We start from the raw sequence: 24881 nt of genomic DNA on the forward strand, positions 1-24881 counted from the left end.
GCTTAGGGGTGTTGTGATAAGTCAGGCCGAATTGTATCGAAGGACTGCCAGCGTTGCTCGAGCAGTACTTCAGCGGCTGAAAATTTTGCTTTGTAGTTCATTTTGGCGCTGTCTTTGATCCAGTACCCCAGGTACACATGGCTCAAATTCAAATCCCGGCATTGTTCGATTTGCCAAAGAATGCCGTACACGCCCAAACCCTCATGGCAATCAGGGTCAAAGAACGTGTACACCGAGGACAGGCCATCAGTAAGGATGTCGATGATGGACACCATCTTCAGCACACCGTCCTGGTCTCTGAATTCCACCAAGCGCGAATTGACCCGCGTCTGCAACAGGAACTGGGAATACTGCTCCCGGCTGTCTTCGTCCATCCCGCCGCCTTGATGCCGCGCTGACTGGTACTTCAGGTACAAGGCGTAATGCTCGGCGTTAAAGTGCAGGCGTTGCACGCTGGGGCGCAGGTGTTTGCAGGCCTTCCAGGCGCGTTTCTGGCTGCGGTTGGGGGCGAAATCGGCAATCCGGATGCGCAAGGGCACGCAGGCTGAACAGCCGTCGCATTGGGGTTTGTAAGTGAACAGGCCGCTGCGTCGAAAACCGACGCGGACCAATTCACTGTAGACGTCGGCATTGATGAGGTGGCTGGGGGTGGCCACTTGTGACCGGGCCAACCTGTGGTCCAGGTAACTGCAAGGGTATGGTGCAGTTGAATAAAACTGCAGCGTGGAAAAAGGCAGTTCCTTAGGTCGTGTCATGGGTCCAGCTCAAGGTGCACGGTGACCAGTCAGGGGCCGCCTGTCCGATGGCCACATTCATGGCCTCCTCAAACAGTGGACGGGGTAGGGTGCGGGCACCCAACGACATCAAATGCCCCGTTGCCTGCTGGCAATCAATTATGTGCACATTCTGGCGTTTTAGCCAAGCCACAAACACGGCAAAGGCCGCCTTCGAGGCGTCCGTTTCCAGGGCAAACATACTTTCGCCATACACCATCCCGCCCACGCTCACGCAGTAGAGGCCGCCCACCATCTCGTCGCCGCGCCAATGTTCAATGCTGTGGGCCATGCCGCGTTGGTGCAGGCCACAGTAGGCTTGAATCACCTCATCGGTAATCCATGTGCCGTTCTGGCCAGGCCTGGCCCGGTTGGCACACTGGGCAATGGTCTGGGCAAAATCGCTGTTCAAGCGGATGCATCGCGTGGGGTCGGCAGCAAAACGGCGAATGGCTTGTTTCAGGGAACGCTTGAGCTTGAATTCCTCAAGAAACAGCACTGCCCTGGGGTGGGTGCTCCACCACAATACCGGTTCGCCAGGTGAGTACCAGGGAAAAATACCACGCGGGTAACTGGCAGCAAGCCAGTGGGTGTCCAGCCAATCGCTGGCGCAAAGCAGCCCCGGTGGGTCGAGCAGGGCCTGGCTTGTGGGCGGAAACTGCTCAGGCCGGTCTATCCAGGGCAGGCGCAGGGGGTTGCTCATGCGGTTGGCTGGTTACTGGGGCTTGAACGACTCCGCGGGCCAACTCACCGGCTCAAACACATCGCCGGTGTGCAGGCTGTATTGGCCCTGGCTTCTGTCTTTGAAAAACAGTTTCAGCGTGGTTTCCACCGTTTTGAAGGCCAAGTCTTGCCAGGGAATGTCTGCTTCGTCGAACAACTGCACATCCAGGCTTTCTTCCCCGGCGCTGTAGTCAGGTGTGGGCAGGTGGGCTCGGAAGAACAGGTGTACTTGGTCCGCCCGTTTCACGTCCAGCATGGTGAACAAGGGGCCAAGTTCAGCCTTTGCACCGGCTTCTTCCCAGGTTTCCCGCAGTGCGCCTTCGTGGGTGGTCTCGGCCAATTCCATAAACCCGGCGGGCAAGGTCCAATAGCCATAACGGGGTTCGATGGCCCGTTTGCAAAGCAACACTTGCCCTTGGTACACAGGAATGGTGCCCACGACAATTTTCGGGTTCACATAGTGAATGGTGCCGCACTGCGGGCAACAGCTCCTTGGCCGGTTATCCCCTTCGGGAATGCGAATGTCCAAGGTGTGACCACAGTTGCTGCAATATTTCATCGTGAGTGGAAAAAATTGAAAAAAGCCCTTGCAGTGTACCCGACAAATGGGTATATTTCCGCCTGCTCCAATTGCTGAGTCAAAATCAGCAAAACCAAAGAGTGAAGCGGTTTTCGGGTCAACAAATTATGAAAATAACTGTTGACACAAACAAAAAAACGATTCATAATTTTGGTCTTCGCTAGGGGGTATAGCTCAGCTGGGAGAGCGCTTGCATGGCATGCAAGAGGTCAGCGGTTCGATCCCGCTTACCTCCACCAAGCGACACAAAGTTTTAGGTCCCCATCGTCTAGAGGCCTAGGACACCGCCCTTTCACGGCGGTAACAGGGGTTCGAATCCCCTTGGGGATGCCAATACGGCATAAACGCTTCCGAGTCACCGACCGGAAGCGTTTTTTATTTCTGCCTAGTCATTTCTCTTGTTCCTTGATCGCTCTTCACCGCGTGTCCAAGCGCAGGGCCTATTCATCGGCCATGTTAAGCGCCCATGAAAAAAGGCAGCCGAAGCTGCCTTGTCAGGGTACTACTCGCAGTTGTTGTTAGAACCTTTCTGTGATGCCAATACCGAAGTAGTTGACATCCAGTTGTGTCACGCCTTTGAAGTTGCCGCCGCGCACTTCCGCGGGTGTAATGCCTGTGTTGTTGCCTACAGGTGCAGGGTCGGTGTCCAGGCGCTGATAGGCAAAGTGCAGCGAGGTGTCCCGGCTCAAATCCAGTTGGGCGCCGATGCTGTAGTACTTGCGGTCGCTGTCGGGCAGGATGGTGATGCGGGTTGCGTCATCGATCACGCTGTTTTCAACTGCAAAACCGGTTTTCAGCGTCAGGCGGTTGTACAGCTTGTAGTTCAAGCCCACACGGTAGGATTGAGCGGCCTTGAAATTTTGCGGAATGTCTTCCAACACTCGCCCATTGCTTTCACGTACGTAGCGCAGTTGCGTTACTGCGAAGTTTTGGCGGGTGTAGGTAGCCATCAGGTCAAGCTTGGGAGTGGCGTGGTGGAACACGGTGAGTCGCAGTTCGTCTGGCAATGTGATGTCCTGGCGAATACGCTGGAAAGGCGCCAAGTCGCCAGCAGAAGTACTCAAGTCCAAACCGGCGGCACCCGCGATAGGCCCCAGCAAGCCGGGGTTGTTCAGGTTGTTGCGGAACTGGGTTTGCGCAGCTGTTTCGTTGATTGTGAACGTACCAGTGTTGCCGCGGAACTTCGTCTTGGGGCGGTAGGAAATACCGATCCGGGTGGTTTCCGTGGGTTCCCACAGACCGCCTACCTGGGCGTTCAAGGCCCAACCGAACATGCGCAGTTTGGCATCACCTTCTTCAGTGGGCGTGCCCAAGGCAGCGTTCACCAAAGGCGCTGCGCCCGCGGGTAAGCCGTTTTGCGTCAGCAAGCTGGACACCGCTTCCTGATAGTTCAGTTTGAGTTTGACCGACTGAAAATAGCGCTCGTATGAACCGTTGACCCCCACTGAGAAGGTGGGGGTCAGTTTGTGACCAACGCCCAGGTTCAAACGAATGACTTTGAAGTCAATTTCACGGCCTTGGTTACGGCCCGGAAAATCGTCCTTGTAACGCAGCAGCAGGCCATGCGAGCCTGATGCGCTAAAGCCCATCACGGTTTTGTCGCTGATGGGCACGGCAAGGTACAGGTTGGGTGCGAGCACCTCGGCGTCTGCGCCGTCGCGGCGTGAAAAGGTTTGCCCCTGCTGGCCTTGCTGCACGCCCTGTGCGGCTGCGCCGTCATTGTTCTGGCTGGAGGTGTAATCGGTGCCGATGGAAATAAATGCAGCACCTTGAGTCAATTCAGCCCGTTTGAAGCGGGTCAGTGCGGCTGGGTTGGCGAAAATCACCGACGCATCGCCGGCTTCTGCGGCCTGGCCCGCTTGTGCGTTGCCCATTGCGCTAATGCTGGTCACATCGAAGGCCGTGCCCCCGGCGTGTACGCCCGAAGAGGCCGTGGCCAGTGCAATAGCAAGGCTGAGTGTTCGGGGCGAAAAAACGTGGGGCGCCAAGAAGCTGGCGCTTCGTGGTGAAGAAGCATGCATGTCGGTGTCTCCGTGTCTGTATTTATGTGCGTTTTACTACTGCCGTGATGCTGTTGTTCGGCGCAGGCAGGTGGACGCTTGATTTATTTGCAGAGTTTAACACCATTTCGGGTGATAAGTTACCTTCAGGTAATGAAGAATTTTCCCCTTGATCAGGCCCTACTCATCACGCAACCGGCCTCATTCAGCGAGCGCTTGACCGTGGCGCCCTATGCCTTCGTCAAAGGCCATCGCACCATCACGGGTTTCCCCAGAATTCAAGGTGTTCAGGCCAAATTCGAATTCTTCGGCCAAGGCATCCCGTTCACCAAAAGACCACTGGTTCAGCACGCTTTGCCGGTCGTTACGCAGGCAAGTTTGGGGCAGGCCACACAGTTGCCGGGCCAATTCTGTGGCACTTTGCAGGGCTGTATTCTTCGGCACAAGGCGGTTGGCAAGCCCCCATGAAAATGCTTCGGCGGCATCCACGGCGCGGCCCGTCAATATCATGTCCAAGGCGCGGCTTTGGCCGATCAGCCGGGGCAAACGCACAGTGCCACCATCAATCAGGGGCACACCGAACCGTCTGCAGAACACACCGAAGGTGGCAGTGTCGTCAGCCACGCGCAGGTCGCACCACAGTGCCAATTCAAGTCCGCCGGCCACGCAATAGCCATGCACCGCCGCAATCACTGGTTTACCCAGTTGCATGCGGCTGATCCCCATGGGCCCGTCCCCATGGCGGTCAATCCGGTTCATGCGGGTGTGGTCGCCACTGGCCACCGCTTTCAGGTCGGCACCCGCGCAGAAGTGGCCACCTTCGCCGGTGAGTATGGCCACTCTGGCCTGTGGGTCTTGGTCGAATTGTGAGAAGGCCAGGGCCAATTGCTCCGCGGTGCCCCGGTCCACGCAGTTGCGAACTTCCGGCCTGTTGATCGAGATGATCCAGATTTGGCCCTGATGTAGAATTTCTGTGTGTACTGTCTCTGTTTTGGTGTTGGCCATTGTGCGTCCATTGTCTTTGTCGTTGTTGACTGCTGCCACACCTAGAATACATCGACTGCAATCCAGCAGATTGCCCATACGGTTGATCAGTGCGGCTTCGGGTTTATTCCTCGAATGGGGCGGGTCGCACCGTTGTCGTCTGGATGAAAACTCACCTTTGGTGCTGGATCATGCTGGCGCGCGGGCCTTGTTGTTGGGTTTGTCAGCGTCTGATTGGGTACCTCCACCCAGCTTGAAGTTGCCAGTTCAATGGCGTGATCCGGCACTGGCCATGCCCTTGGAGCAGTGGTCGCTTCAGGACATGCAGCGTGGCTGGTTGGCTGCATTGCGGGCGCATTACGGGGGCACTGCGGTTAACTTAACCTTGAGGATAGTGGGGCGCCGCGCCACTTTGCTGGACTTGCTCAAGGTCAAGCACCATCAAGCCGTGCTTCTGGCGAGGCTTTACGAGGCCCCCAATTTGGCGCCGGTGTTGGCGGGCGACCCGGGCATGTGGGCTGGCCTTCACAATTGGAAGCTGGTGAAGGACCGCTTGTTGGCCTTGGGTTTGCAGTCTTCTTCATGGCGCTTCCTGTGCAGACAGGGCAAGGCGTATGTGGCGCGCATCAATTGGTGTGAGTTGGGGCAACTGGCCTGGGTGAATGTGCACGCCGCATTGAAGCGGCCCATTCCGGTTGGGTTTGTAGACCCTCAGACTGGCGCTTTATCGGGTTTTCATGGCCTTCAGACTTGGGTTCGCCGTCACCACGAGCAGCTTCACCAATTCGACAGGGCGCGTTTCGTACTTCGAGGGCTGCGCCTGGCTTTGGCCCATTGGGTTCAGGTGGCCGATCCAGCCTTGCGCCGAGAGATTCAGGTGGAGGAGTTTCCGATGATTGCGGACTGGCTGTTGGCTGAGTCGGCACAGGTCGGTCGCAACTGGACTTACGACACCCTGATGACCCGGCAGTCGGTTTGGCACCTGATGGAGCATGCGTGGCGGCATGCGGGCCAGGACTTGTATTGGCCTGAGGTGCTGGGGCGAGGGCAGTTGCCCGATGGCTCAGAGTTCAATGAGTTGAGTTCGCTCAATGCCCTGCTGACGGAAGCACGGCGCATGCACCACTGCGTGCCTTCCTACATCGACCGTTGCCTGGCGGGAGATGTGTGTCTGTTTCATGTGCAGCGGCGTGGGCCTGTGTTTGAGCGGGCCACCTTGGAGTTGCGGCGGGCGGGGGCAGGCCGCTGGGCCATCAGCCAATTGAAGGGGCCCTGCAATGCACCCGTGTCGGCGGGTATGTGGGCGCTGGCCGAGCAGGTCAACGGTTTGCTGGGCGTGCCCCGGCTTTGATTGCCCGTTTCACGCTGCCCTGGGAAGGGGTGTTTGCGGTTGCAAGGCTGAATGCTGGCTGGCCAAAGCGGTTTGAGCACTCACGAATGCCGCATGGGCCGATGGGCTTAATTGATTCAATTCAAATCGGTTTTGCCGAAACACAATCATGCCGGCGTAGTGCTCGGCCAGGGCTGCCGCTTCTGGGCACAAGGCCATGCTGTCACGCGGGGCCGGGTGCTGTTGGCGCCAATGGTTGATGGCGGCTTCCAGATCGGTAATGGTGTACTGCACTGCCGTTGCGGTGCGGGCTACGCTTTCTGTGGCTGTGGTGTTGTTCGATTCGGGTGTGCTGGTCATTCCGTTTACCCATCGTTTGAGTCGTCGGGTTACAGAGTGTAACAAAGCACTGTTCATAAATACAGTATTATTTGAATTCACGGCTTGAAAACCTGATTGAGAAACTCGGCAATCGCCACCACCTCTTCACCACACAGGGCGTGAGTCATGGGGTAGCTGTGCCACTCGATGTTGTATCCCCGCTCCCGCAACAATTGGGCTGCGCGTTGCCCACGCTCGATCACCACAATGTCGTCGTGGTCGCCATGGGCAATGAACAACGGGGTGCTTTGGTTGGCCGGGGTGCGTTCCGCGTCTAGGCTGGATTCACAGGTCAGGTAGGTGGACAGGCAGATCAGGCCGCCCAGCGGGGCTTTATGGCGCAAGCCGGTCTGGTAGGCGATGGCCCCACCTTGTGAAAACCCAGCCAATACAATGTGTTCTGACTTGATGCCCGTCGCCAGTTGTTGCTCAATCAAGGCCTCGATTCGCGCCTGACTTGCGCGCACGCCGTCTTCGTCTTCTTGCCGCTGCAGGTCCACATTGCGAATGTCGTACCACGCCCGCATCACATAACCGCCATTGATGCTGACGGGCATTTCCTGTGCATGCGGAAACACGAAGCGGGTTGGCGGCAGGCCCATCTGGTCCAGCTCTTTCACGATGGGTACGAAATCGTATCCGTCTGCACCCAAGCCATGCATCCAGATTACGCAGTGTTGCGGGTTCAAGCCTGTCTCGACAGTCACGGAATCAAAAGCAGCGGTCATGGCGGCAATCCTGAAGTAAACAGCGTTGAGAAAGACTCGGAGGCGTAGCCCCGATTATCGGGTTCGAATGGCTGATTTGGGTCGGAAGGCTTTGATGACTTCCTCCCGTGTTTCCAGGTAAGGGCCGCCGATCAGGTCGATGCAGTAGGGCACCGCCGCAAAAATGCCGGGCACAGCAGTACTTCCTTGGGCATCCCCACCGGCATGTTTGAGCCCTTCCAGCGTCTCCGCAATGGCCTTGGGCTGGCCAGGCAGGTTGATGATCAGCGTGTCGCCACGGATCACCGCCACCTGCCGGGACAAAATGGCTGTGGGCACAAACTGCAGGCTGATCTGGCGCATTTGTTCGCCAAAGCCGGGCATCACTCGGTCGGCCACCGCCAACGTTGCTTCGGGCGTGACGTCGCGCTTGGCCGGGCCTGTGCCGCCTGTGGTGCACACCAAGGCGCAACGGTGTTCGTCGGTCATCGTGATGAGGGCTTGTTCAATCAGCGCTTGCTCATCGGGAATCAGCACTTCGACAAATTCCAGTGGGTTCAACAGCGCCGCGCTCAACCAGGTTTTCAGGGCGGGAATACCTTTGTCCTCGTACACGCCGGTTGAGGCACGGTCGCTGACAGACAGCAGACCGATACGCACTGTGTCCAGCCGGTTGGAGGTCATTCGTTGTCCTCGTCTTCGCCGTCGTCGTCCCCCTCTGCGGGGGCTTCTCCACCTTGGCTGGCCACAATCAAGCCATAGATCACCTGGAACAACTGCCGGAAATTGCGAGGGGGTTTGTTCTGGGCACGTTCCTGCGCGGCTTGCCGAATGATGGTGTTCAACCCTGCTTGGGCCGCATCCGGGTAGGCCTTGATCAGTTCTGCCAACAGGTTGGGTTCGGCAATCAGCCTGTCACGCCATTGTTCGGCGGCATGCAGGTTCAGCACCTTGAGTTTTTGCTCCACCGATTCACCATTCACCCAGGCCCGCACATCGGCGTCTTCTTCCTGGCGCATCAGTTTGCCGATGAATTGCAGTTGGCGTTTTTTGGCGCCAAAACTGCGGCATTTGTGGTATTCGGCAATGGCTTCGAGCGTGCGTTCACCCAGCGGGGCCTTCTTCACTTTTTCGAAGGGCAACTCGCATAAGGTCTTGCCCAAGTCCTGAAGGGCCAGCATTTCTCGTTTCACCGCGGATTTACTGGGCGGTTCTTCGTCGAGAAAGTCGTCTTGCTTGTCATTTTGCGGTTTCATGGGCTGTATATTAGCCACTTTGGCAGCAAATTTCCTGACGAGACACCATGGCCTTTGGCTTTAAATCCGAGACTTTTCAAGAATTGACCGAATACGCGCTGAAGAAGGCCAAGGCCTTGGGCGCCACCGACTGTGCGGTGGACATCAGCGAGGGTGTGGGGCAATCAGTCAATGTTCGTTTGGGCAAAGTAGAAACCATCGAACACACGCGAGACAAAAGCCTGGGCGTGTCCGTATTTGTGGGCCAGCGGCGCGGCAATGCCTCGTCGTCCGATTTCTCCTTGACCGCCATCGATTCAACCATTCAGGCGGCACTGGACATTGCGCGTTACACCGCTGAAGACCCTTATGCCGGTTTGCCTGACGCAGACGTTCTGTCGCGCCGTCACCGTGACCTTGACCTGTTTCACCCCTGGAAACTGTCTACTGCCAAAGCGGTGGAGAAGGCCCTGGTCATGGAGCAGGCTGCACTGGATTTCAGCCCCAAGATACGCAACAGCGACGGGGCCAATGTCAGTCTTGAGACCGGGCATTTTTTTTCAGCCAACAGCCGGGGCTTTCGCGGCGGATATCCTTATTCCCGGCATTCCCTGTCGGTGTCACCGATTGCGCAGGCTGGGCGCCGCAAAGACAGCCCCATGCAGCGTGATTACTGGTATTCGTCGGAACGCAACGCCAAGAACCTTGCAAAACCCGCGACAGTGGGAAAAATTGCGGCCGAGCGTGCCGTAGCCCGCTTGGGTGCACGGCCCATCAGCACCCGCAAATGCCCGGTGATTTTTGAAGGCCGCGTAGCCACCAGTTTGATTTCCCACTTCGTGGGTGCGGTGTCAGGTTCGTCCCTGTACCGAAAAACCAGTTTTTTGCTGGACAGTTTGGGGCAGCAGGTGTGGGCACCCCACATCACCCTGAAGGAAGATCCGTTCATTGCCCAAGCCCACGGCAGTTCGCCGTTTGACGATGAAGGTCTGAAGATCAAGCCACGCACTGTCGTGCGGAAAGGGGTGGTGGAAGGCTATTTCCTGTCCACTTATTCGGGGCGCAAGCTGGGTATGCCGTCCACGGGCAATGCGGGTGGTGCACACAACCTGATTCTCTCCTCGTCACGGATGGTCGCAGGCGGTCTTCAAGGCCTGATTGAACAGATGGGCACAGGTTTGGTGGTGACTGAAATGATGGGGCAGGGCGTCAATGGCGTCACTGGTGATTACTCCCGCGGCGTATTCGGTTACTGGGTTGAAAACGGTGTGATCGTTCACCCGGTTGAGGAAATCACCATCGCTGGCAACGTCAAAGACATGTTCAAGGGCATTGTGGCCATGGCCGACGATGCGCAGTGGTGGGGCAGCAAGCACATGGGCAGCGTGTTGATCGATTCCATGACGCTGGCCGGAAACTAACAACAAGAACAGGTGGGGGCTGAATGAAGCGCAGGCAATTTCTCAGGAGCGCGGGCAGCGCAGGTGTGCTGACGGCGGGTGCAACCATTGGGCAGTCGGCCTTGGCGGCGGCCCCCGTGGTGAAGTGGCGTTTGGCCTCCAGTTTCCCCAAAAGTCTGGACACCATCTGGGGTGTTGCCCCCCTGCTGGCCAAGCGGGTGTTTGAACTGACGGAAGGCCGGTTTGAAATCAAGACTTTCGCTGCCGGTGAAATTGTGCCGGGTTTGCAGGTGGCTGACGCTGTTCAGAACAAAACAGTGGAGGTGGGCCACACCGCCAGTTATTACTATGTGGGCAAAGATTCCACCTTCGCATTCGAGACAGTGTTGCCGTTTGGCCTGAGCGCGCGGCAACAGAATGCCTGGCTTTATTCCGGCGGCGGGTTGGAATTGATTCGCGACTTTCTGAAGGGCTACAACATCATCAGTTTTCCGGGCGGTAACACTGGTACCCAAATGGGGGGCTGGTGGCGCAAGGAAGTGAACAGCCTTGCCGACCTGAAAGGCTTGAAGGTGCGCATGCCCGGTTTTGGCGGCAAGATTATGGCCGCTTTGGGGGCGGTGCCACAAACCATTGCCGCGGCGGACATTTACCCGTCGCTTGAAAAAGGCACCATTGACGCCGCCGAGTGGGTGGGCCCCTACGACGATGAAAAGCTGGGCTTTCACAAAGTGGCCAAATATTACTACTACCCCGGTTTCTGGGAGCCTGGCCCCAACCTCAGCTTCTACGTGAACCTGGACGCGTGGAATGCCCTGCCCAAGCTGTACCAGTCCGCCTTCGAGGTGGCTGCCGTTGAGGCCAATATGGCCATGACCACCGCCTATGACGCCAAAAACCCGGCGGCCATGGCCCGGCTGCTTAAAGCCGGTGCACAGCTTCGCCTGTTCCCCCGTGAGCTGCTGGATGCTGCTTACGTTGAGGCAGAGAAGCTCTACGCCCAGGAATCCAAGTCCAACCCCAAATTCCGGAAGATTTTTGAGTCTTGGAACCGCTTCCGGAACGACGAACAGAACTGGTTCCGCATCGCTGAAACCCCACTTGCGGGTTACATCCCCAGAACGAAGTGACAATTTGTTCACCTGATCCCATACAGGTTATAAAAAAAGGCTTGGGGTTAACGCAGGTTATTGGAACCAAGTGGTACCCCAAAGTCACCCAACGCAGTGTCGCCCCTCGCGGGGTTGTTGGCTAACCGTCTGCCTGTCGTAATGACATCAAGCCGTGCGTGTCTACCCAAGGGTTCGTGAGGCGGCTTTTTTCTGGCAATCGGACTTGTATGGGATCCCTTATGTCGACGTCGAATCAACTGCGTGTTTTTATCATTGATGACCACCCGATCATCGCCATGGCTTTGCGGGACATCATGAATGCCAGGTACTCAGACCTGGAAGTCAAGCTATTCAGCAGAATCGGGCCTGCTCTGGAGCACAGCCGGTTTGAACAACCTGATCTGGTGCTGCTCGATTTGGGCCTGCCAGACATGGCCCCCGAAAAAGTGCTGGAAACTGCACTGGAAACCTTTGACTACAGCCGTACCCTGGTGATTTCCGGGAACGAGGAAATTCTCGGTGACTTGGCCGACCAATACCCCGAGACCGAGTTTGTCTCCAAGGGCATTACCCAAGACCGCGTTCTCAGCGTGCTGGACAGCATGGTGTTGCGCCTGCGCCGTCACAACTGGACAGACCAGATCAGCCAGAAAAGCCAGAGCAACAACAGTTTCACGATCGGCCAACGTATGGCCAGAATCACCGAGCGGCAGGTGTCGGTGCTGTACCGCATTGCCAAGGGTGAGTCCAACCACGAAATCGCCCAGAACTTGGGCCTGTCACCTGAAACCGTAAAAACCCACGTTCGCAGTATTCTTGCCCGTTTGAATGCCCGCAATCGTCTGGAGGCGGCCATGCTCTATCGCGCCTGGCAGGAACAGAAGTCCGATGAGGTTTACTCCGACTGATCAAGGCGGCCCACCGTGCCCAAATTGATCAAATTCAGTGCCTGGGTCCAGCAGAACTACGACACGTGTCTGCTGTTCTCCCTGTGCATCTTTCCGCTTGGCTTGCTGACTCTGGATGCGTCTTGGTCAGCACGCCTTCTCATGGCCTATCTGGCGCTGGTCAGTGGGTTCATCCTGCACGCCAAGGTGATGCGCAAGCGGCCCAACCGAGTGCCCGCAACCGAGCGTCACTGGTTTTTTGTCTTCGTTTCTGCCTCTGCAGGTGTGGTGTTGTCGTGGGTTTGGCCCGACTTGGCGTGCCCCACGCTGTTCTGGATCATGCCGTTGACTCTCTGGGTATTGGGGCGTGAGCGGCATCACCGCTATCGTATTGTCCGTCGGCGTATTCAGCAGCGTCGGCTGCAGCAGTCCCGCTGGCGCGAGGCCAAGCGCGCGGTGCTCAGCGAATGGAAGGAGCGCTTGCGTTGGTTGGCTGGTGTTCAGCACGACATGCGGCAACCCCTGCATGCACTGGGTTTGTTGGTGGGGCACCCGGCCTTGGGCGACAAAGGCAGCCCAGGCTCCTCCCGTTTGGTCATTCAACAGATGGTCAGTTGCCAGCGTTGGCTGCACGATCTGGCCGAGAACATGCTTGAGGCCACTCGCCTTGAATTGGGTGAGCAGCGTGAACAGCGCATTGAAACGGTGATGACCACCGAGTTGTGCGAATCCATGGTGTCGTGGATGGAGCAACTGGCCGAAAGCAAGGGCCTTCGATTCATGCTGGACATTCAAGAGATTCAAATCCACACCGATGTGCGGCGCTTAAAGCGGGTTCTGGGCAACTTGGTGTTCAATGCGGTGGAGCATACGCTGGAAGGCGAGGTCAAGCTCACGTACAAACCCCACGGTGGGGTTCACCGTTTCACCGTGTCCGACACTGGGCCTGGCTTGGTGGATAGCTGGTTGATGCAGAAATCGGTAGGGCGCAGCAGCTTCGGCAGCGACTTGCCCAAATCAGGCATCGGCCTGTATGTGGTTAAAAAACTGTGCCAGGAAATGGAGTGGAACCTGTCAGTGTGCAGCACTCCGGGGCAAGGCACGTCATTTGTGCTGGAACTGGCTGACAGGCTGGATTCAACACGCGCCAACCGCAAGCCGAATACATCACACACCGAACCCTCAAAACGCGGCCCGAACGACAACCACGCTTCGCCGGTGACGCCTAAGGTTCGCTGAACCGGGGTGCCATGGGTTGTGGCACTGCACCCACTGGCGCATCAGGGTTGCCGTAGGGCGAGCCATAGTCACCCGCCGGGTTTTCCAGAATCAGTGGCGTGTCGGTTTTGCTGATTTTCTTGTCCTGCATCAACAGGCCGGGAAAGAAGTAAATCAACACCACTGCCAAAATCTGCAACACAATGAACGGCACCACACCCCTGTAGATGTCAGCCACCTTCAGGCTGGGGGGGGCCACCGATTTCAGATAGAACAGTGAAAAACCGAAAGGCGGTGTGAGGAAGGAGGTTTGCAGGTTCATGCCGATCATGACACCGAACCAGACCAAGTCAATGCCCAGCTTGTCCGCAATCGGCATCAGCAGTGGCACCACAATGAACACGATTTCAAAGAAATCGATGAAGCAACCCAATACAAAAATCAACAGTTGAACGGCCAGAATAAAGCCGAGTTCTCCACCGGGCAGATGGCTGGCGCCATGTTCAATCCAGATGTCGCCTTCAATGGCTCGGAATGTGAGCCCAAACACGGTGGAGCCAATCAGGATAAACATGACAAAGCAGGACAGTTTGGTGCTGTTGTCCAATGCATCCTTCAGCAGCGGCATGGACAGGCGCTTCTTCAGAGCCGTCAATACCAAGGCGCCAGTGGCCCCCAGCGCACCCGCCTCGGTGGAGGTGGCCACGCCGGTGAAAATGCCGCCCAACACCAAGCCAATCAACACCAAGGGCGGCAGCATGGATTTCAATGCCTGTACGACAACGCTAACCATGGATGCGCCCAAATCTCGCTTGGGCAAGGCGGGCAGGGCGTTTTTGTCCAGCACGGACACCACGGCGATGTACGCAACAAAGAAGCCCACCAGGATGGCGCTGGGCAGAAGGGCGCCGGTGTACATGTCGCCCACAGACACTTTGAGTTGGTCGGCCAACACAATCAGCACCAGCGAGGGCGGGATGATTTGGGCCAGTGTGCCCGAGGCCACAATGGTGCCCGAGGCAATTCTGGGGCTGTACCCGTTTTTGAGCATGATGGGCAGCGAGATCAGGCCCATGGAAATGACCGATGCAGCCACCACGCCGGTCGTGGCGGCCAGCAAGGCGCCTACCAGGATGACTGCATACGCCAGGCCGCCGCGAATTCGGCCGAACAGGCTGCCGACCGCTTCCAGCAACTCTTCGGCCATGCCGCTTTTCTCGAGCAGTACGCCCATGAAGGTGAAAAACGGAATGGCCAACAGCGTGTCGTTGGACATGATTCCAAAGAGGCGCTCGGGCAGGGCCTGCAACAAGGCCGGTTGCATCATGCCCAATTCAATGGCCACGTAGCCAAACAGCAGACCGTTGGCGGCCTGTGCAAAGGCGACTGGAAACCCTGACAGCATGAATACGATCAGGGTGATGAACATCAGCGGCGCGAGCAGGTCATTCAGTGCCATGCTGCGCCCCGCTGTGTTGCCTGATGACCTGTGTTGCCTTGATCAGCTCGGACAGGACCTGCAAGCTGAGGCAAGCAAAGCCTCCCACGATGAAGGCCTTGGCCGGCCAGCGAATCAGTCCGCCAGGGTCAGGGGACATTTCCCCCAAGACGAATGATTTCCACGCAAAGTCGCTGCCGTGCACGAGCATGAAGCCGATGAAGGGAAGGGTGAAGATGACATGGCCAACGATTTCGATCCAGGCCCGTGTTTTGGGTTGCCATCGGGCGGACAGCAGGTCGATGCGCACATGGGCATTTTGCTGCAAGGTGTAGGCTGCACCGAGCAAGAAAACAGCGCCGAAGAGGTACCACTGAATTTCAAGCAGACCGTTGGAACTGAGATTCCACACCTTTCGGCTGATGGCGTTCCATGCCGACACCAACACCGTGAGCAAAACCAGCCATGAGACCAAGCGGCCCAGCCTTTGGTTGAACCGGTCTATCCATTTGGAAAGGGTCAGCAGGGCGCTCATGGCTTGGTTGGCGAAGCGGCTGCTCAGGCAGCGCCCAAGCCCAGGCGTTGCCGGGTGGCAGCAATGGCTAGGCGAACCTGATTGGGGGCAGTGCCACCAATGTGGTTGCGTGCGGCCAGTGAGCCTTCCAGTGTCAGCACGCTGAGCAAGGCCTCGTTGACTAAGTCGTCGCTGTAGCCCAGTTCAGTCAGGTGCAGGGCCGTTTGCAACTGCTGAACGGTGAGGGCCTCAAGGCCTTTGCCGTGGTCGTCGCAGTAGCGCACGGCGCGGGCCACTGCCTCATGCGCATCGCGGAAAGGCATGCCCTTTTTCACCAAGGCGTCGGCCAGGTCAGTGGCGGTGGCATAGCCTTCCAGGGTGGCTTCACGCATGCGGGCTGGCTTGACTTTCATGCCGGCGACCATTTCCGCAAAAATGGTGAGGGTGTCGACCAAGGTGTCCACCGTGTCGAACAGCGGTTCTTTGTCTTCTTGGTTGTCTTTGTTGTACGCCAGCGGTTGGCCTTTCATCAGGGTGAGCAGGCCGGTGAGGTGGCCATACACGCGTCCGGTTTTGCCTCGGGCCAATTCGGGGACGTCCGGGTTTTTCTTCTGCGGCATGATGGACGAACCCGTGCAGAAGCGGTCAGGCAGGTCGATGAAGGCGTAGCGGGGGCTCATCCAGAGAATCAGCTCTTCGGACAGGCGGGAAATGTGCATCATCACCAAACTGGCGGCGGCACAGAATTCAATGGCGAAATCGCGGTCGGACACGGAATCCAGGCTGTTGCGGGTGGGTTCTGAGAAGCCCAGCAGTTCCGCTGTGCGGTTGCGGTTGATGGGAAAGGTGGTGCCTGCCAGGGCGGCTGCGCCCAAGGGCAAGCGGTTGATGCGCTTGCGGCAATCCTGCATGCGTTCAAGGTCGCGTTCAAACATTTCCGCGTAGGCCAACAGGTGGTGGCCCAGGGTCACTGGTTGAGCCACCTGCAGGTGGGTAAATCCGGGCATCACCAGGTCGGCATTGCGGTCGGCCACATCCACAAGGCTCTGAATCAGGCCTTTGATCAAGCCGCTGATGCGGTCCACCTCGTGGCGCAAGAACAGGCGAATGTCGGTGGCGACTTGGTCGTTGCGGGAGCGCCCGGTGTGCAGGCGCTTGCCTGCATCACCCACCAGTTCGGTCAGGCGGCGTTCGATGTTCAGGTGCACATCTTCGAGGTCCAGTTGCCATTGGAAATTACCATTGGCAATTTCCTGCTGAATTTGGGCCATGCCTTTTGAGATGGCTTCTTGGTCCGCACTGCTGATGACGCCCGCTTCGGCCAGCATGGTGGCGTGGGCCAGTGAACCTTGGATGTCGAATTCGGCGAGACGTTTGTCAAAAAACACGGACGCTGTGTAGCGCTTGACGAGTTCGGACATGGGTTCATTGAAACGGGCAGACCAGGCTTCCTGTTTCTTGGACCATTGGTTGGACATGGGGCATCCTTGAGTTGGGCACGGGAACAAGACCAGATTATAAAGGCCCAGCGTGCTAGACTTCGGCCAGAGGCCCAATCTTGCTCGATTGTGGGCCCACTTCGCGCTGTTTTTTGCTCGACTTTGCGGGCCCTGAAGGCCTGATTCCTGATTCCATGAAAATAAGAATTGCATCCAGAGAAAGCCGTTTGGCCATGTGGCAGGCCGAACATGTGAAGGACCGCCTGTTGGGTTTGCCCGGGGTGACTGAGGTTGAAATCATTGGGATGACCACCCAGGGGGACCAGATTCTGGACCGATCCCTGTCCAAAATCGGTGGCAAGGGCCTGTTCATCAAGGAGTTGGAAGTGGCCTTGCTGGAAGGCCGTGCCGACTTGGCCGTGCATTCGGGCAAAGACATTCCCATGGAGCTGGATGCCGATTTTGAATTGGTTGGTTTCATGACCCGCGAAGACCCGCGAGACGCATTTGTTTCCAACCACTACAGCAGCCTGGCCCAGTTGCCCGCAGGGGCTGTGGTGGGTAGCTCGAGCTTGAGGCGTCAGGCCCAGATTCTGGCGCGTTACCCTCACTTGGTGGTTCAGCCGCTGCGCGGCAACTTGGACACCCGGCTTCGCAAACTGGACAATGGGGAATACGCAGCCATTGTGTTGGCGGCCGCTGGGTTGAAGCGCCTGGGCCTGACCCAGCGCATTCGCGCGGTGATTGAGGTGACTGACATGCTGCCTGCGGTGGCGCAGGGCGCTTTGGGTTTGGAAATCATGGCTGGTCGTGATGACCTGAAGGCCATTCTTCAGCCATTGATTGACCCCTCCACCACCTTGATTGCCAGCGCGGAAAGGGAAGTGTCCCGCGCTTTGGGTGGCAGTTGCCAAGTGCCCATCGGTGGCTACGCCCGAATTGATGACGAGGGCCAGATGTTGTTGAATGGCATGGTGGCGACCACGGATGGCCAAACCGTGTTGCAGGCCAGTGCGAGCCGACCTGCGTCTGACTGGAAGGCACTGGCGCACGAGGTGGTGAGCAGCCTGAAAGCGCAAGGGGCTTTGTCGCTGTTGAATCAACAGGCTTGAGGAAACGCCATGAAACAGACCTTGGTGGTGTGTAAACCCCGTCTGCCTGCTCAGTATGTGGCCCAAAGGGCTGCGTTGCTGGAGCAATTGCAGGGCTTGCGGTCCACTGTTGATGTTCTTGAATGTCCACTGTTTGATTTGGTGCCGCTGAACGAACCCTTGGCGCAATGCCGTGATTGGGTACTGTCGGGCCAGTCTGAACGTGTGCGTGTGGCGGTGTTTGTCAGCCCCTCGGTGCTGGAGATGGCGTTGTTGGCTTTGGGCCAGCCGTGGCCAACACAGGTGTATTGTGCGGTGATGGGCCATCAGAGTGCGCGCCTGGCTGAACGCTTGGGGGTTCCCTCCGCCAACGTGATTGCACCGGGTGGCCATGCGCCTGAAGACACCGAGGATTCAGCCGGTTTGGCCCGGTTGCTTCAACAGCGTTTCCAGTCTGGGCAATGCGATGTGCTGCTGTGCAAGGGGCCACGCGGGCGTTCCGAGTTTCCAGCCGCCCTGCGTGAAATGGGGCATGAAGTCACGGTGTTGGAGTGCTACGATCGGCAGGCTGTTGAGCAAGATTCAAGTACCCTGACCGGCCTGGTTCGCTTGGGTGAGCGGGCGGTGCTGTGGTTGACCAGCAGTGAGACTGTGACCGCCCTGTCCACTCAATTGGACCAGATTAAACCGCAGTTCGCAGGGGAGTTGGAGGCCTTCAAGGCCAAGGCTCAGGTGCTGACCACCCACCCCCGAATCGAAGCCCGCTGCAAAGAAATGGGTTTTTCCCGAGCGACCCTAATCCCAACCGGCATACAATCGGTGAGTGATTGGCTGAATTCCAAAAAGATGAGCATGACAATGCCTGATGCACAGTCCGCGGTACCCCAATCGTCCAACCCCACCCCCCCGGCTGCGTCGCCGTTGCTGACGCCGGTGGTGCACCAGGCTGGGCACTCTTCAAGCCCGTTTCTGGTTAAGGCCACCTTGGGCCTTTCTTTGCTGAGCCTCGTGCTGGTGTTGCTGGTGGCATTTGCCGGCAAGAACCAGATTGAGAAAACCCGCATGGCGTTTGGTGAACGGATTCAGAAGGAATCCACCACGCTGGACTTGTTGAAAGACCAAATGACTGAGTCGTCTGACTTGGGCAAAGACCTTCGCACCCGCTTCGATTTGCTGGAGCAGGCGCAGAAGGAAGAGGCCAGTCAACGCGCCAGCCTTCAGGAGGTCTATAACAACCTGTTGGCCAGCCGTACCGAGGTTTCCTTGAGTGAGGTGGAGCAGTTGATCTCGATTGCCCGCCGGCAGTTGTACCTGTTGGGCAATGTGAACGGGGCGGCCATTGCCATGGAACAGGCCATTGAATTGCTGGAGCGCTCGGACAAACCCAGTCTGATCAGCTTGCGCCGAGCCATCGAGAAAGACTTGGCCGAGGTCAAGGCCCTGCCCGTGGATGATGTCCTGAAACTGGCCATCGCGCTGGATTCAGTGATCAACTCCATCGACACGTTGCCCATGTTGTCGGGTGCGGATGCCACCACCCAAACCAATCTGGCCAAGGTGATGGACGGTGACAAACTCCAAGCAGAGCAAGCACCCGCCGTGGAAGAAAAGCCAGTGGTTGAAGAGGCGGCGAAACCCACCGAGACGGCTGGGCCCGCTTGGTCGTTCAGTGAGGTGTGGCCGTGGGTCAAGCAACTGGCAGTGACTGCTTGGCGCGATGTGCGTTCACTGGTCGAGATTACCCGCGTGGACACCCCCGAGGTATTGCTGTTGTCAGCCCAGCAGGAAGCCGACCTTCGCAACGGTTTAAGGCTGTCATTGCTCAACGCCCGCGTTACTTTGCTGTCGCGCCAGGGTGAGTTGTTGAAGTCTGATGTGGTGCGTTCGCAAAAAATCATCGCCACCTACTTCGACACCAAAAACCCCCAGGTGGAACGTGCTTTGACCGTGCTGAAAGAAGTGGAGGCCGGGCAAGTTGGCCTCACCTTGCCTGAACTGAAGGCCAGCACGGCAGGCTTACGCTTGGCCATGGCAGCCCAGAAAGGGGACAAAAAATGAAGCAGTTGGTCACACTGCTGGTGATTGTGGTGATGGCCGTGGCCGTCACCCTGTTTGCACAGGGCAATGCTTCGAAAGTTGTGGTGTTCTTTGGCCACACACGCATCGACATGTCGCTGAACTTCGTTGTGATTGCGCTGGTGCTGCTGTTTGTGGCGGTTCATTTTTCCCTGTTGGCAATCCGCGCCTCCAGCCAATTGCCGGGTCGTTTCAAAGCCTATTTGATGTCGCGCAAACAGACCGCTTTGCTGGACGCAGACACCCGTGGCGTCATTGCCTTGATCACCGGGGATGAACTGGGGTCGGCAAGGGCGCTGAAGTCCGCTTTGAAGACTGGCTTGAACAGTGATCTCAGCCACCTGATCCGTGCGCTCACCTGCATTCAGTCCGACCGACTCAATGAGGCCGAAGAAGTGTTGGCCCGCTCCCACCAAGCCACTGGCATCATGGCGGTGGCACGTTTGTTGTTGATGGCCCGCATTGCATTGGCCCGCGGCCAGGCCGACAAAGCCGTTGAATTGCTGGCAGGGCTGGATGCGGCCGCAGCACGTTTGCCCCAAGCGCAACATGTGCGTTTGTTTGCCTTGATCGGTTTGCACCGCTGGGAAGAGGCTTTGGCCCAATTTCGGATGTGTGTGGCGGACAAGGCCCTTTCACCCTCTGACATTGATTCAGCCACCGCAGCCATTTACACCGGCTTGACAGAACAGGCTGGTGGCGACGCGGTGAAGGTGAAGTCAATCCTGTCCAACGCCAAGCCCCGGGAGCTGGACAACGCGGTGGTGCTTTCCGTGCTGTCAGACGCCCTGTTGGCGGCCGGTGAAGGCCTGGCAGCCAGGCTGTTGCTGGAAGGCGCGCTGAAAGACCGTGCCACGCTGGACGTACTGCCTGCCTACCATCAAGTGGCGGTGCATGAGTCCCGAGATGCCTTGCCATTTGTCGAGAATCTGGTGGCACGCCACCCCACCGACCTTCGTTTGATTGAGCTGGCCGGTGATGTGTGTGAGCAAGAACAGCTGTGGGGCAAAGCGATTTCACGATTCGAGACGGTCTACAGCAAACAGCCTTCGCCGCATCTGGCCAAGAAGCTGGAGAGGGTTTACACCGCTGCCAACCAGATGGACAAGGCCCGCGTTTGGCGTGACAAACTGAACGTGCTGCTTGGGCAGACCCGTCAGCCAGCGTGAAGGAAACCCGGCTACAATGCCGCCGGTGACCTGATATTTTTTAAGGACTTGACATCAAATGGGATACGAAGTTATCGCCCCGGGCAAAGACGTGCCCACCGACGTGAACGTGATCATTGAAATCGCGGCCAATTCCGACCCCGTGAAGTACGAAATCGACAAGGACAGCGGCGCGCTGTTCGTTGACCGTTTCGTGGGTACTTCCATGCAGTACCCCTGCAACTACGGTTATATTCCCCAGACTTTGGCCGCTGATGGCGACCCCGTGGATGTGTTGGTGATGACACCTTACCCACTGGTGCCTGGCTGTGTGGTGCGTGTTCGCCCCATCGGCATGCTGAAAATGACTGACGAGTCTGGCGGTGATGCCAAGCTGTTGGGCGTGCCCGTTGAAAAACTGTTGCCCAGCTACAAGCACTACCAGACCATCGCCGATGTGCCCCAGGAATTCCTGGCCCGTATCCAGCATTTCTTTGAGCACTACAAAGACCTGGAAAAAGGCAAATGGGTGAAGGTTGAAGGTTGGGGCGACCTCGAAGACGTCAAGAAAGAAATTCTGGACGGCATTGCCAACTACAAAGGCTGAGCGTCTCCCTGCGCAGCTTTGAACGCGAGGTGCTCGCCCAGTTCGCCTTCCAGTTGTTGGAGGTGCTGGGTCTCGCGTTTCAGAAAATGTCCGATGGCCGCTGCGAAGCGGTCGTCGGCCACCCAATGTGCGGAACTCAGACTGACTGGGTTCAACCCCCGCCATATCTTGTGCTCGCCCTGAGCGCCCCCTTCAAACACTGAAATGCCCCGCTGAATGGCCCATTCAATGGCCTGGTAATAGCACAGTTCAAAGTGCAGGCAGGGTTGGCGACGGGTTGCCCCCCAATAGCGCCCATACAGCCGTTCTTCGTTGAAGAGAAACAAGGAGCAGCCCACAGGTTTTCCGTCGTCCAGTGCGAGGAACACCAGCACCTGCTCGCCCATGCTGCTCATCAAGCGGTCAAAAAAATCCCGGTTCAGGTAAGGCGTTGAGCCGTGCTCGAAGTAGGTGTTGTTGTAACACTCCAGAATGAAATCCAACTCCGTTGAACTCAATTCATGGCCAACCCTGGCTTGAACGGTCAGGCCGCCTTCAAGAGCCTTGCGGCGTTCGCTTCGAATGTTCTTGCGCTTCTTGTGGTTCAGGCAGCCCAGGAATTCCTCGAAATCGCGGTAAGGGCGGTGTTCAAGCGGGTGCTCATTGCGCCAGTGAAACTGGATGACCCGTCGTTGCATCCAGCCTGGGGTGTCTCGGTTCAAGGTTAAGGCGGTGTGTTCAGCCTCGTTCAGGAACAGCAGGTGCGCACCGGACACGGTGGTGCCGAGGTCCGCATCAGACAGGCTCCAGCGCTGACAAGCGGTATTCAGGCCAGCCACCAAGGCGGCCAGCGATTCTGCGTCGCGGTGCAACAGCTTGTTGGCGGGCACCGGGGTAAAGGGAAGGGCGCACAGCAGCTTGGGGTAGTAGGGCAGGCCCTCGCGTTGATAGGCTTGTGCCCAAGCCCAGTCAAACACATATTCGCCATAGGAGTGGCTTTTCAGGTACAGCGGCAGGGCTGCGGCCAGCGTGTCGTTTGAATCCAGAATGGCGAGGTGCAAGGGCCCCCAGCCGGTTTCTGCGGTGGCCGCGCCACTGCGCTCCATGGCCAGCAGGTATTCATGCCGTAGCGCCGGGTGCAACACGCCGCCGTGGGCTTGCCTGACCAGTGAATTCCAGTCCGCTTGTGCGATGTCATCCATGCCCTGACAGATCTGCATGCGATAATTCAATGACATTTGGTGTTTACTTCTGAAGCCCAACCCCCATGAGTTTATCCCGAGTCCGTCTGGCGATTGCGCAGTTGAACCTCACCGTGGGCGATCTGAACGGCAATTGCGACAAAATCATCGCCATGGCGCATGAAGCGGCGTCGCAAGGCGCCCGCATTTTGCTCACGCCAGAGCTGTCCATCACCGGTTATCCACCCGAAGACCTGTTGTTGCGCCCGTCCTTCCAGCGCCAGACCGACAAGGCCCTGATGCGGGTGTTGAAGGCATTGGCTGACCTGGACTTGTATGTGGTGGTGGGGCACCCCCAGCGTGGCGAAGGCGAGTTGTTCAATGCCGCTTCCGTGCTGTATCGCGGGCAGGTGGTTGGCATATATCACAAGCATGACCTCCCGAACCGCGAGGTGTTTGACGAGCAGCGTTATTTCACGCCCGACAATCGCCCTCTGGTGATTGAGGTGGATGGCATTCGGTTTGGCCTGAACATTTGCGAAGACACCTGGAACCGCTATGCACCTGAAGCAGCAGCCATGGCCGGTGCCGAGGTGTTATTGGTGCCCAATGCTTCGCCGTACCACATGGGCAAGCACAGCATTCGTGAAGGGGTGGTGGGCAGCCGTGTGAAAGAAACCGGGATGGCCATTGTGTACGCCAATGTGGTTGGCGGGCAGGATGAGTTGGTGTTTGATGGCGCATCGTTTGCCATGGACGGCTTGCAGCGCGTGGCGTTGCGCATGCCCCAGTTCAAGGAAGCCCTGGGTTTGATTGATGCGGTGGGCCGCCCGGGCGAGCCAGTGTTGCTTGAGCCAGTGACGCCGACCGAGCCCGAGCTGAGCTTGACCGCCCAGGTGTATGAAGCCTTGAAGCTGGGTGTGCACGATTATGTGACCAAGAACCGGTTTCCCGGCGCCATCATTGGGCTGTCGGGTGGCGTTGATTCCGCATTGACACTGGCCATCGCTGTGGATGCTTTGGGGGCCGACCAGGTTCGCTGTGTGATGATGCCTTCGCCCTACACGGCGGACATTTCCCTGATCGATTCCCGCGACATGGTGCAGCGTTTGGGCGTTCAGTACGACGAAATCGTGATTGAGCCGTGCATGACTGCCTTTGAGCAGAGCCTTTCAGGCTTGTTCGCGGGCCTTCCCGCCGACACCACTGAAGAAAATCTGCAGGCACGAATTCGCGGCACCATGTTGATGGCCCTGTCCAACAAGACGGGCCGCATTGTGTTGACCACCGGCAACAAGAGCGAGATGGCTACCGGGTACTGCACCCTGTACGGGGACATGGCAGGTGGGTTTGCGGTCATCAAAGACATTTTCAAAACGCTGGTGTATGAGTTGTGCGCCTACCGAAATGGCTTGTCGCCGGTGATTCCGGAGCGGATTATTACCCGCCCGCCCTCGGCTGAACTGCGGCCAGACCAGGTGGACCAAGACAGCCTGCCGCCGTATGATGTGCTTGATGCGATCCTGTCCCGTTATATGGAACATGACGAGCCTGTGGATGTCATCGTTTCTGCCGGCTACGCCCGGGAGGACGTGATCAAGACTGTTAAACTGTTGAGAGTCAATGAGTACAAGCGCCGTCAGGCCCCTGTGGGCATTCGTGTGACACACCGGGCGTTTGGTCGAGATTGGCGATACCCTATAACATCTAAATTCAATGATCTTGAGGACTTGTGAACATGAAGCTCATCACCGCCATCGTCAAACCTTTCAAACTGGATGAAGTGCGCGAAGCGCTGTCCGAGATTGGTGTGTCCGGCCTGACCGTGACCGAGGTGAAGGGCTTTGGCCGACAGCGTGGCCACACGGAGTTGTATCGCGGTGCTGAGTACGTGGTGGACTTTTTGCCCAAAGTCAAAATCGAGTTGGTGATCGACGACAAATTGGTTGATCAGGCGATTGATGCAATCCAAGCCGCAGCACGAACCAACAAAATTGGTGACGGCAAAATTTTCGTGACTGAAGTTGAGCGTGTCATCCGCATTCGCACTGGCGAACAAGGCGAAGCCGCGATCTGAT

General features: G+C 57.6%; 24 protein-coding genes and 2 tRNA genes. 13 read left to right on the plus strand and 13 right to left on the minus strand.

Annotated features, from left to right (window positions below; all coding sequences use genetic code 11):
* Positions 1-2: 2 nt before the first annotated feature.
* Genes ACK4FF_RS04045 through ACK4FF_RS04055 form a run of 3 tightly spaced genes read right to left on the minus strand, consistent with a single transcriptional unit; the run spans position 3 to position 2055 of the window.
* Positions 3-755: an arginyltransferase gene (locus tag ACK4FF_RS04045; protein ID WP_409704894.1), complete on the minus strand. Its 753-nt coding sequence runs from the start codon at positions 753-755 to the stop codon at positions 3-5.
* A complete protein-coding gene (gene aat, locus ACK4FF_RS04050; RefSeq protein WP_409704895.1) occupies positions 742-1476 on the minus strand; it encodes a leucyl/phenylalanyl-tRNA--protein transferase in 735 nt (244 codons plus the stop codon). The genes ACK4FF_RS04045 and aat overlap by 14 nt, the downstream gene beginning before the upstream one ends.
* 12 nt (positions 1477-1488) lie before the next feature.
* The gene (locus ACK4FF_RS04055; protein WP_409704897.1) at positions 1489-2055 is read right to left on the minus strand and encodes an NUDIX hydrolase; all 567 of its coding nucleotides are present in this window, start codon (positions 2053-2055) and stop codon (positions 1489-1491) included.
* 184 nt (positions 2056-2239) lie between these two features.
* Here ACK4FF_RS04055 and ACK4FF_RS04060 point away from each other — a divergent pair.
* A tRNA-Ala gene (locus ACK4FF_RS04060) sits at positions 2240-2315 on the plus strand.
* An 18-nt stretch (positions 2316-2333) separates the two neighbouring features.
* Positions 2334-2409: transfer RNA gene (locus tag ACK4FF_RS04065), tRNA-Glu, on the plus strand.
* A 185-nt stretch (positions 2410-2594) separates the two neighbouring features.
* Here the strand turns inward: ACK4FF_RS04065 and ACK4FF_RS04070 are convergent.
* Together ACK4FF_RS04070 and ACK4FF_RS04075 are read right to left on the minus strand one after the other, a co-directional pair.
* Positions 2595-4097, minus strand: a complete 1503-nt coding sequence (locus tag ACK4FF_RS04070; RefSeq protein ID WP_409704899.1) for an OmpP1/FadL family transporter — start codon at positions 4095-4097, stop codon at positions 2595-2597.
* 180 nt (positions 4098-4277) lie between these two features.
* Positions 4278-5081, minus strand: coding sequence for a crotonase/enoyl-CoA hydratase family protein (locus tag ACK4FF_RS04075; protein WP_409704901.1), 804 nt, complete (start codon positions 5079-5081; stop codon positions 4278-4280).
* A gap of 160 nt (positions 5082-5241) precedes the next feature.
* Here ACK4FF_RS04075 and ACK4FF_RS04080 point away from each other — a divergent pair, with 160 nt between their 5' ends.
* Positions 5242-6411, plus strand: a complete 1170-nt coding sequence (locus ACK4FF_RS04080; protein ID WP_409704903.1) for a hypothetical protein — start codon at positions 5242-5244, stop codon at positions 6409-6411.
* Positions 6412-6420: 9 nt separating this feature from the next.
* Here the strand turns inward: ACK4FF_RS04080 and ACK4FF_RS04085 are convergent, their stop codons facing one another.
* The 4 genes from ACK4FF_RS04085 to yjgA form a co-directional block, all read right to left on the minus strand.
* A complete protein-coding gene (locus ACK4FF_RS04085) occupies positions 6421-6750 on the minus strand; it encodes a DUF3717 domain-containing protein (protein WP_409704905.1) in 330 nt (109 codons plus the stop codon).
* 77 nt (positions 6751-6827) lie between these two features.
* On the minus strand, positions 6828-7499 hold the full coding sequence (locus ACK4FF_RS04090; RefSeq protein WP_409704907.1) for an alpha/beta hydrolase: 672 nt from the start codon (positions 7497-7499) through the stop codon (positions 6828-6830).
* Positions 7500-7553: 54 nt separating this feature from the next.
* Positions 7554-8162 (minus strand): molybdopterin adenylyltransferase, encoded by a 609-nt coding sequence (gene mog / locus ACK4FF_RS04095; protein WP_409704909.1) that lies wholly within the window; start codon positions 8160-8162, stop codon positions 7554-7556.
* Entirely contained in the window at positions 8159-8734 is a 576-nt protein-coding gene (gene yjgA / locus ACK4FF_RS04100; protein ID WP_409704911.1) for a ribosome biogenesis factor YjgA, read from the minus strand. The genes mog and yjgA overlap by 4 nt, the downstream gene beginning before the upstream one ends.
* A 47-nt stretch (positions 8735-8781) precedes the next feature.
* Here yjgA and pmbA point away from each other — a divergent pair, with 47 nt between their 5' ends.
* The 4 genes from pmbA to ACK4FF_RS04120 all read left to right on the plus strand — a co-directional run bounded on the left by pmbA (position 8782) and on the right by ACK4FF_RS04120 (position 13351).
* Positions 8782-10134, plus strand: a complete 1353-nt coding sequence (gene pmbA / locus ACK4FF_RS04105; protein ID WP_409704913.1) for a metalloprotease PmbA — start codon at positions 8782-8784, stop codon at positions 10132-10134.
* A 23-nt stretch (positions 10135-10157) separates the two neighbouring features.
* Entirely contained in the window at positions 10158-11243 is a 1086-nt protein-coding gene (locus tag ACK4FF_RS04110) for a TRAP transporter substrate-binding protein (protein WP_409704915.1), read from the plus strand.
* A 221-nt stretch (positions 11244-11464) separates the two neighbouring features.
* Positions 11465-12133 (plus strand): response regulator transcription factor, encoded by a 669-nt coding sequence (locus tag ACK4FF_RS04115; RefSeq protein ID WP_409704917.1) that lies wholly within the window; start codon positions 11465-11467, stop codon positions 12131-12133.
* 15 nt (positions 12134-12148) lie between these two features.
* Entirely contained in the window at positions 12149-13351 is a 1203-nt protein-coding gene (locus ACK4FF_RS04120; protein ID WP_409704919.1) for a sensor histidine kinase, read from the plus strand.
* On the opposite strand, the gene ACK4FF_RS04125 is transcribed toward ACK4FF_RS04120, so the two are convergent.
* Genes ACK4FF_RS04125 through argH form a run of 3 tightly spaced genes read right to left on the minus strand, consistent with a single transcriptional unit; the run spans position 13338 to position 16760 of the window.
* Positions 13338-14789, minus strand: coding sequence for a TRAP transporter large permease subunit (locus ACK4FF_RS04125; RefSeq protein WP_409704921.1), 1452 nt, complete (start codon positions 14787-14789; stop codon positions 13338-13340). The two genes, ACK4FF_RS04120 and ACK4FF_RS04125, sit on opposite strands and share 14 nt — an antisense overlap.
* A complete protein-coding gene (locus tag ACK4FF_RS04130; RefSeq protein ID WP_409704923.1) occupies positions 14776-15303 on the minus strand; it encodes a TRAP transporter small permease subunit in 528 nt (175 codons plus the stop codon). The genes ACK4FF_RS04125 and ACK4FF_RS04130 overlap by 14 nt, the downstream gene beginning before the upstream one ends.
* A 23-nt stretch (positions 15304-15326) precedes the next feature.
* Positions 15327-16760: an argininosuccinate lyase gene (gene argH / locus ACK4FF_RS04135; RefSeq protein ID WP_409704925.1), complete on the minus strand. Its 1434-nt coding sequence runs from the start codon at positions 16758-16760 to the stop codon at positions 15327-15329.
* Positions 16761-16915: 155 nt separating this feature from the next.
* On the opposite strand from argH, the gene hemC reads away from it, so the two are divergent.
* From hemC to ppa, 4 genes are read left to right on the plus strand one after another with little or no spacing between them, the layout of a single operon-like run.
* Positions 16916-17833, plus strand: a complete 918-nt coding sequence (gene hemC / locus ACK4FF_RS04140) for a hydroxymethylbilane synthase (protein ID WP_409704927.1) — start codon at positions 16916-16918, stop codon at positions 17831-17833.
* A 9-nt stretch (positions 17834-17842) separates the two neighbouring features.
* Complete coding sequence (locus ACK4FF_RS04145) at positions 17843-19870, plus strand: uroporphyrinogen-III C-methyltransferase (RefSeq protein WP_409704929.1); 2028 nt, start codon at positions 17843-17845, stop codon at positions 19868-19870.
* A complete protein-coding gene (locus tag ACK4FF_RS04150) occupies positions 19867-21057 on the plus strand; it encodes a heme biosynthesis HemY N-terminal domain-containing protein (protein ID WP_409704931.1) in 1191 nt (396 codons plus the stop codon). Before ACK4FF_RS04145 ends, ACK4FF_RS04150 begins: the two co-directional genes overlap by 4 nt.
* Positions 21058-21115: 58 nt before the next feature.
* Entirely contained in the window at positions 21116-21643 is a 528-nt protein-coding gene (gene ppa / locus ACK4FF_RS04155; RefSeq protein WP_409704933.1) for an inorganic diphosphatase, read from the plus strand.
* Here ppa and ACK4FF_RS04160 read toward each other — a convergent pair.
* On the minus strand, positions 21631-22860 hold the full coding sequence (locus ACK4FF_RS04160) for a GNAT family N-acetyltransferase (RefSeq protein WP_409704935.1): 1230 nt from the start codon (positions 22858-22860) through the stop codon (positions 21631-21633). The genes ppa and ACK4FF_RS04160 overlap by 13 nt on opposite strands.
* Positions 22861-22889: 29 nt before the next feature.
* Between ACK4FF_RS04160 and ACK4FF_RS04165 the strand changes: the two genes are divergently transcribed.
* Together ACK4FF_RS04165 and ACK4FF_RS04170 are read left to right on the plus strand one after the other, a co-directional pair.
* Positions 22890-24539 (plus strand): NAD+ synthase, encoded by a 1650-nt coding sequence (locus tag ACK4FF_RS04165; RefSeq protein WP_409704937.1) that lies wholly within the window; start codon positions 22890-22892, stop codon positions 24537-24539.
* Positions 24540-24541: 2 nt separating this feature from the next.
* Positions 24542-24880, plus strand: coding sequence for a P-II family nitrogen regulator (locus tag ACK4FF_RS04170; protein ID WP_409704939.1), 339 nt, complete (start codon positions 24542-24544; stop codon positions 24878-24880).
* Position 24881 lies beyond the last annotated feature (1 nt).

Origin of the sequence: Limnobacter sp. (assembly GCF_046297615.1) — a bacterium.
GTDB lineage: Bacteria > Pseudomonadota > Gammaproteobacteria > Burkholderiales > Burkholderiaceae_B > Limnobacter.

Coding starts and splice junctions, on each gene's coding strand:
- hemC (WP_409704927.1), top strand. CDS start 16,916: ATGAAAATAAGAATTGCATCCAGAGAAAGCCGTTTGGCCATGTGGCAG.
- ACK4FF_RS04085 (WP_409704905.1), bottom strand. CDS start 6,750: ATGACCAGCACACCCGAATCGAACAACACCACAGCCACAGAAAGCGTA.
- ACK4FF_RS04150 (WP_409704931.1), top strand. CDS start 19,867: ATGAAGCAGTTGGTCACACTGCTGGTGATTGTGGTGATGGCCGTGGCC.
- aat (WP_409704895.1), bottom strand. CDS start 1,476: ATGAGCAACCCCCTGCGCCTGCCCTGGATAGACCGGCCTGAGCAGTTT.
- yjgA (WP_409704911.1), bottom strand. CDS start 8,734: ATGAAACCGCAAAATGACAAGCAAGACGACTTTCTCGACGAAGAACCG.
- ACK4FF_RS04130 (WP_409704923.1), bottom strand. CDS start 15,303: ATGAGCGCCCTGCTGACCCTTTCCAAATGGATAGACCGGTTCAACCAA.
- ACK4FF_RS04055 (WP_409704897.1), bottom strand. CDS start 2,055: ATGAAATATTGCAGCAACTGTGGTCACACCTTGGACATTCGCATTCCC.
- ACK4FF_RS04160 (WP_409704935.1), bottom strand. CDS start 22,860: ATGTCATTGAATTATCGCATGCAGATCTGTCAGGGCATGGATGACATC.
- ACK4FF_RS04145 (WP_409704929.1), top strand. CDS start 17,843: ATGAAACAGACCTTGGTGGTGTGTAAACCCCGTCTGCCTGCTCAGTAT.
- mog (WP_409704909.1), bottom strand. CDS start 8,162: ATGACCTCCAACCGGCTGGACACAGTGCGTATCGGTCTGCTGTCTGTC.
- ACK4FF_RS04125 (WP_409704921.1), bottom strand. CDS start 14,789: ATGGCACTGAATGACCTGCTCGCGCCGCTGATGTTCATCACCCTGATC.
- ACK4FF_RS04090 (WP_409704907.1), bottom strand. CDS start 7,499: ATGACCGCTGCTTTTGATTCCGTGACTGTCGAGACAGGCTTGAACCCG.
- pmbA (WP_409704913.1), top strand. CDS start 8,782: ATGGCCTTTGGCTTTAAATCCGAGACTTTTCAAGAATTGACCGAATAC.
- ACK4FF_RS04075 (WP_409704901.1), bottom strand. CDS start 5,081: ATGGCCAACACCAAAACAGAGACAGTACACACAGAAATTCTACATCAG.
- ACK4FF_RS04165 (WP_409704937.1), top strand. CDS start 22,890: ATGAGTTTATCCCGAGTCCGTCTGGCGATTGCGCAGTTGAACCTCACC.
- ACK4FF_RS04045 (WP_409704894.1), bottom strand. CDS start 755: ATGACACGACCTAAGGAACTGCCTTTTTCCACGCTGCAGTTTTATTCA.
- ACK4FF_RS04110 (WP_409704915.1), top strand. CDS start 10,158: ATGAAGCGCAGGCAATTTCTCAGGAGCGCGGGCAGCGCAGGTGTGCTG.
- ACK4FF_RS04115 (WP_409704917.1), top strand. CDS start 11,465: ATGTCGACGTCGAATCAACTGCGTGTTTTTATCATTGATGACCACCCG.
- ACK4FF_RS04170 (WP_409704939.1), top strand. CDS start 24,542: ATGAAGCTCATCACCGCCATCGTCAAACCTTTCAAACTGGATGAAGTG.
- ACK4FF_RS04070 (WP_409704899.1), bottom strand. CDS start 4,097: ATGCATGCTTCTTCACCACGAAGCGCCAGCTTCTTGGCGCCCCACGTT.
- ppa (WP_409704933.1), top strand. CDS start 21,116: ATGGGATACGAAGTTATCGCCCCGGGCAAAGACGTGCCCACCGACGTG.
- argH (WP_409704925.1), bottom strand. CDS start 16,760: ATGTCCAACCAATGGTCCAAGAAACAGGAAGCCTGGTCTGCCCGTTTC.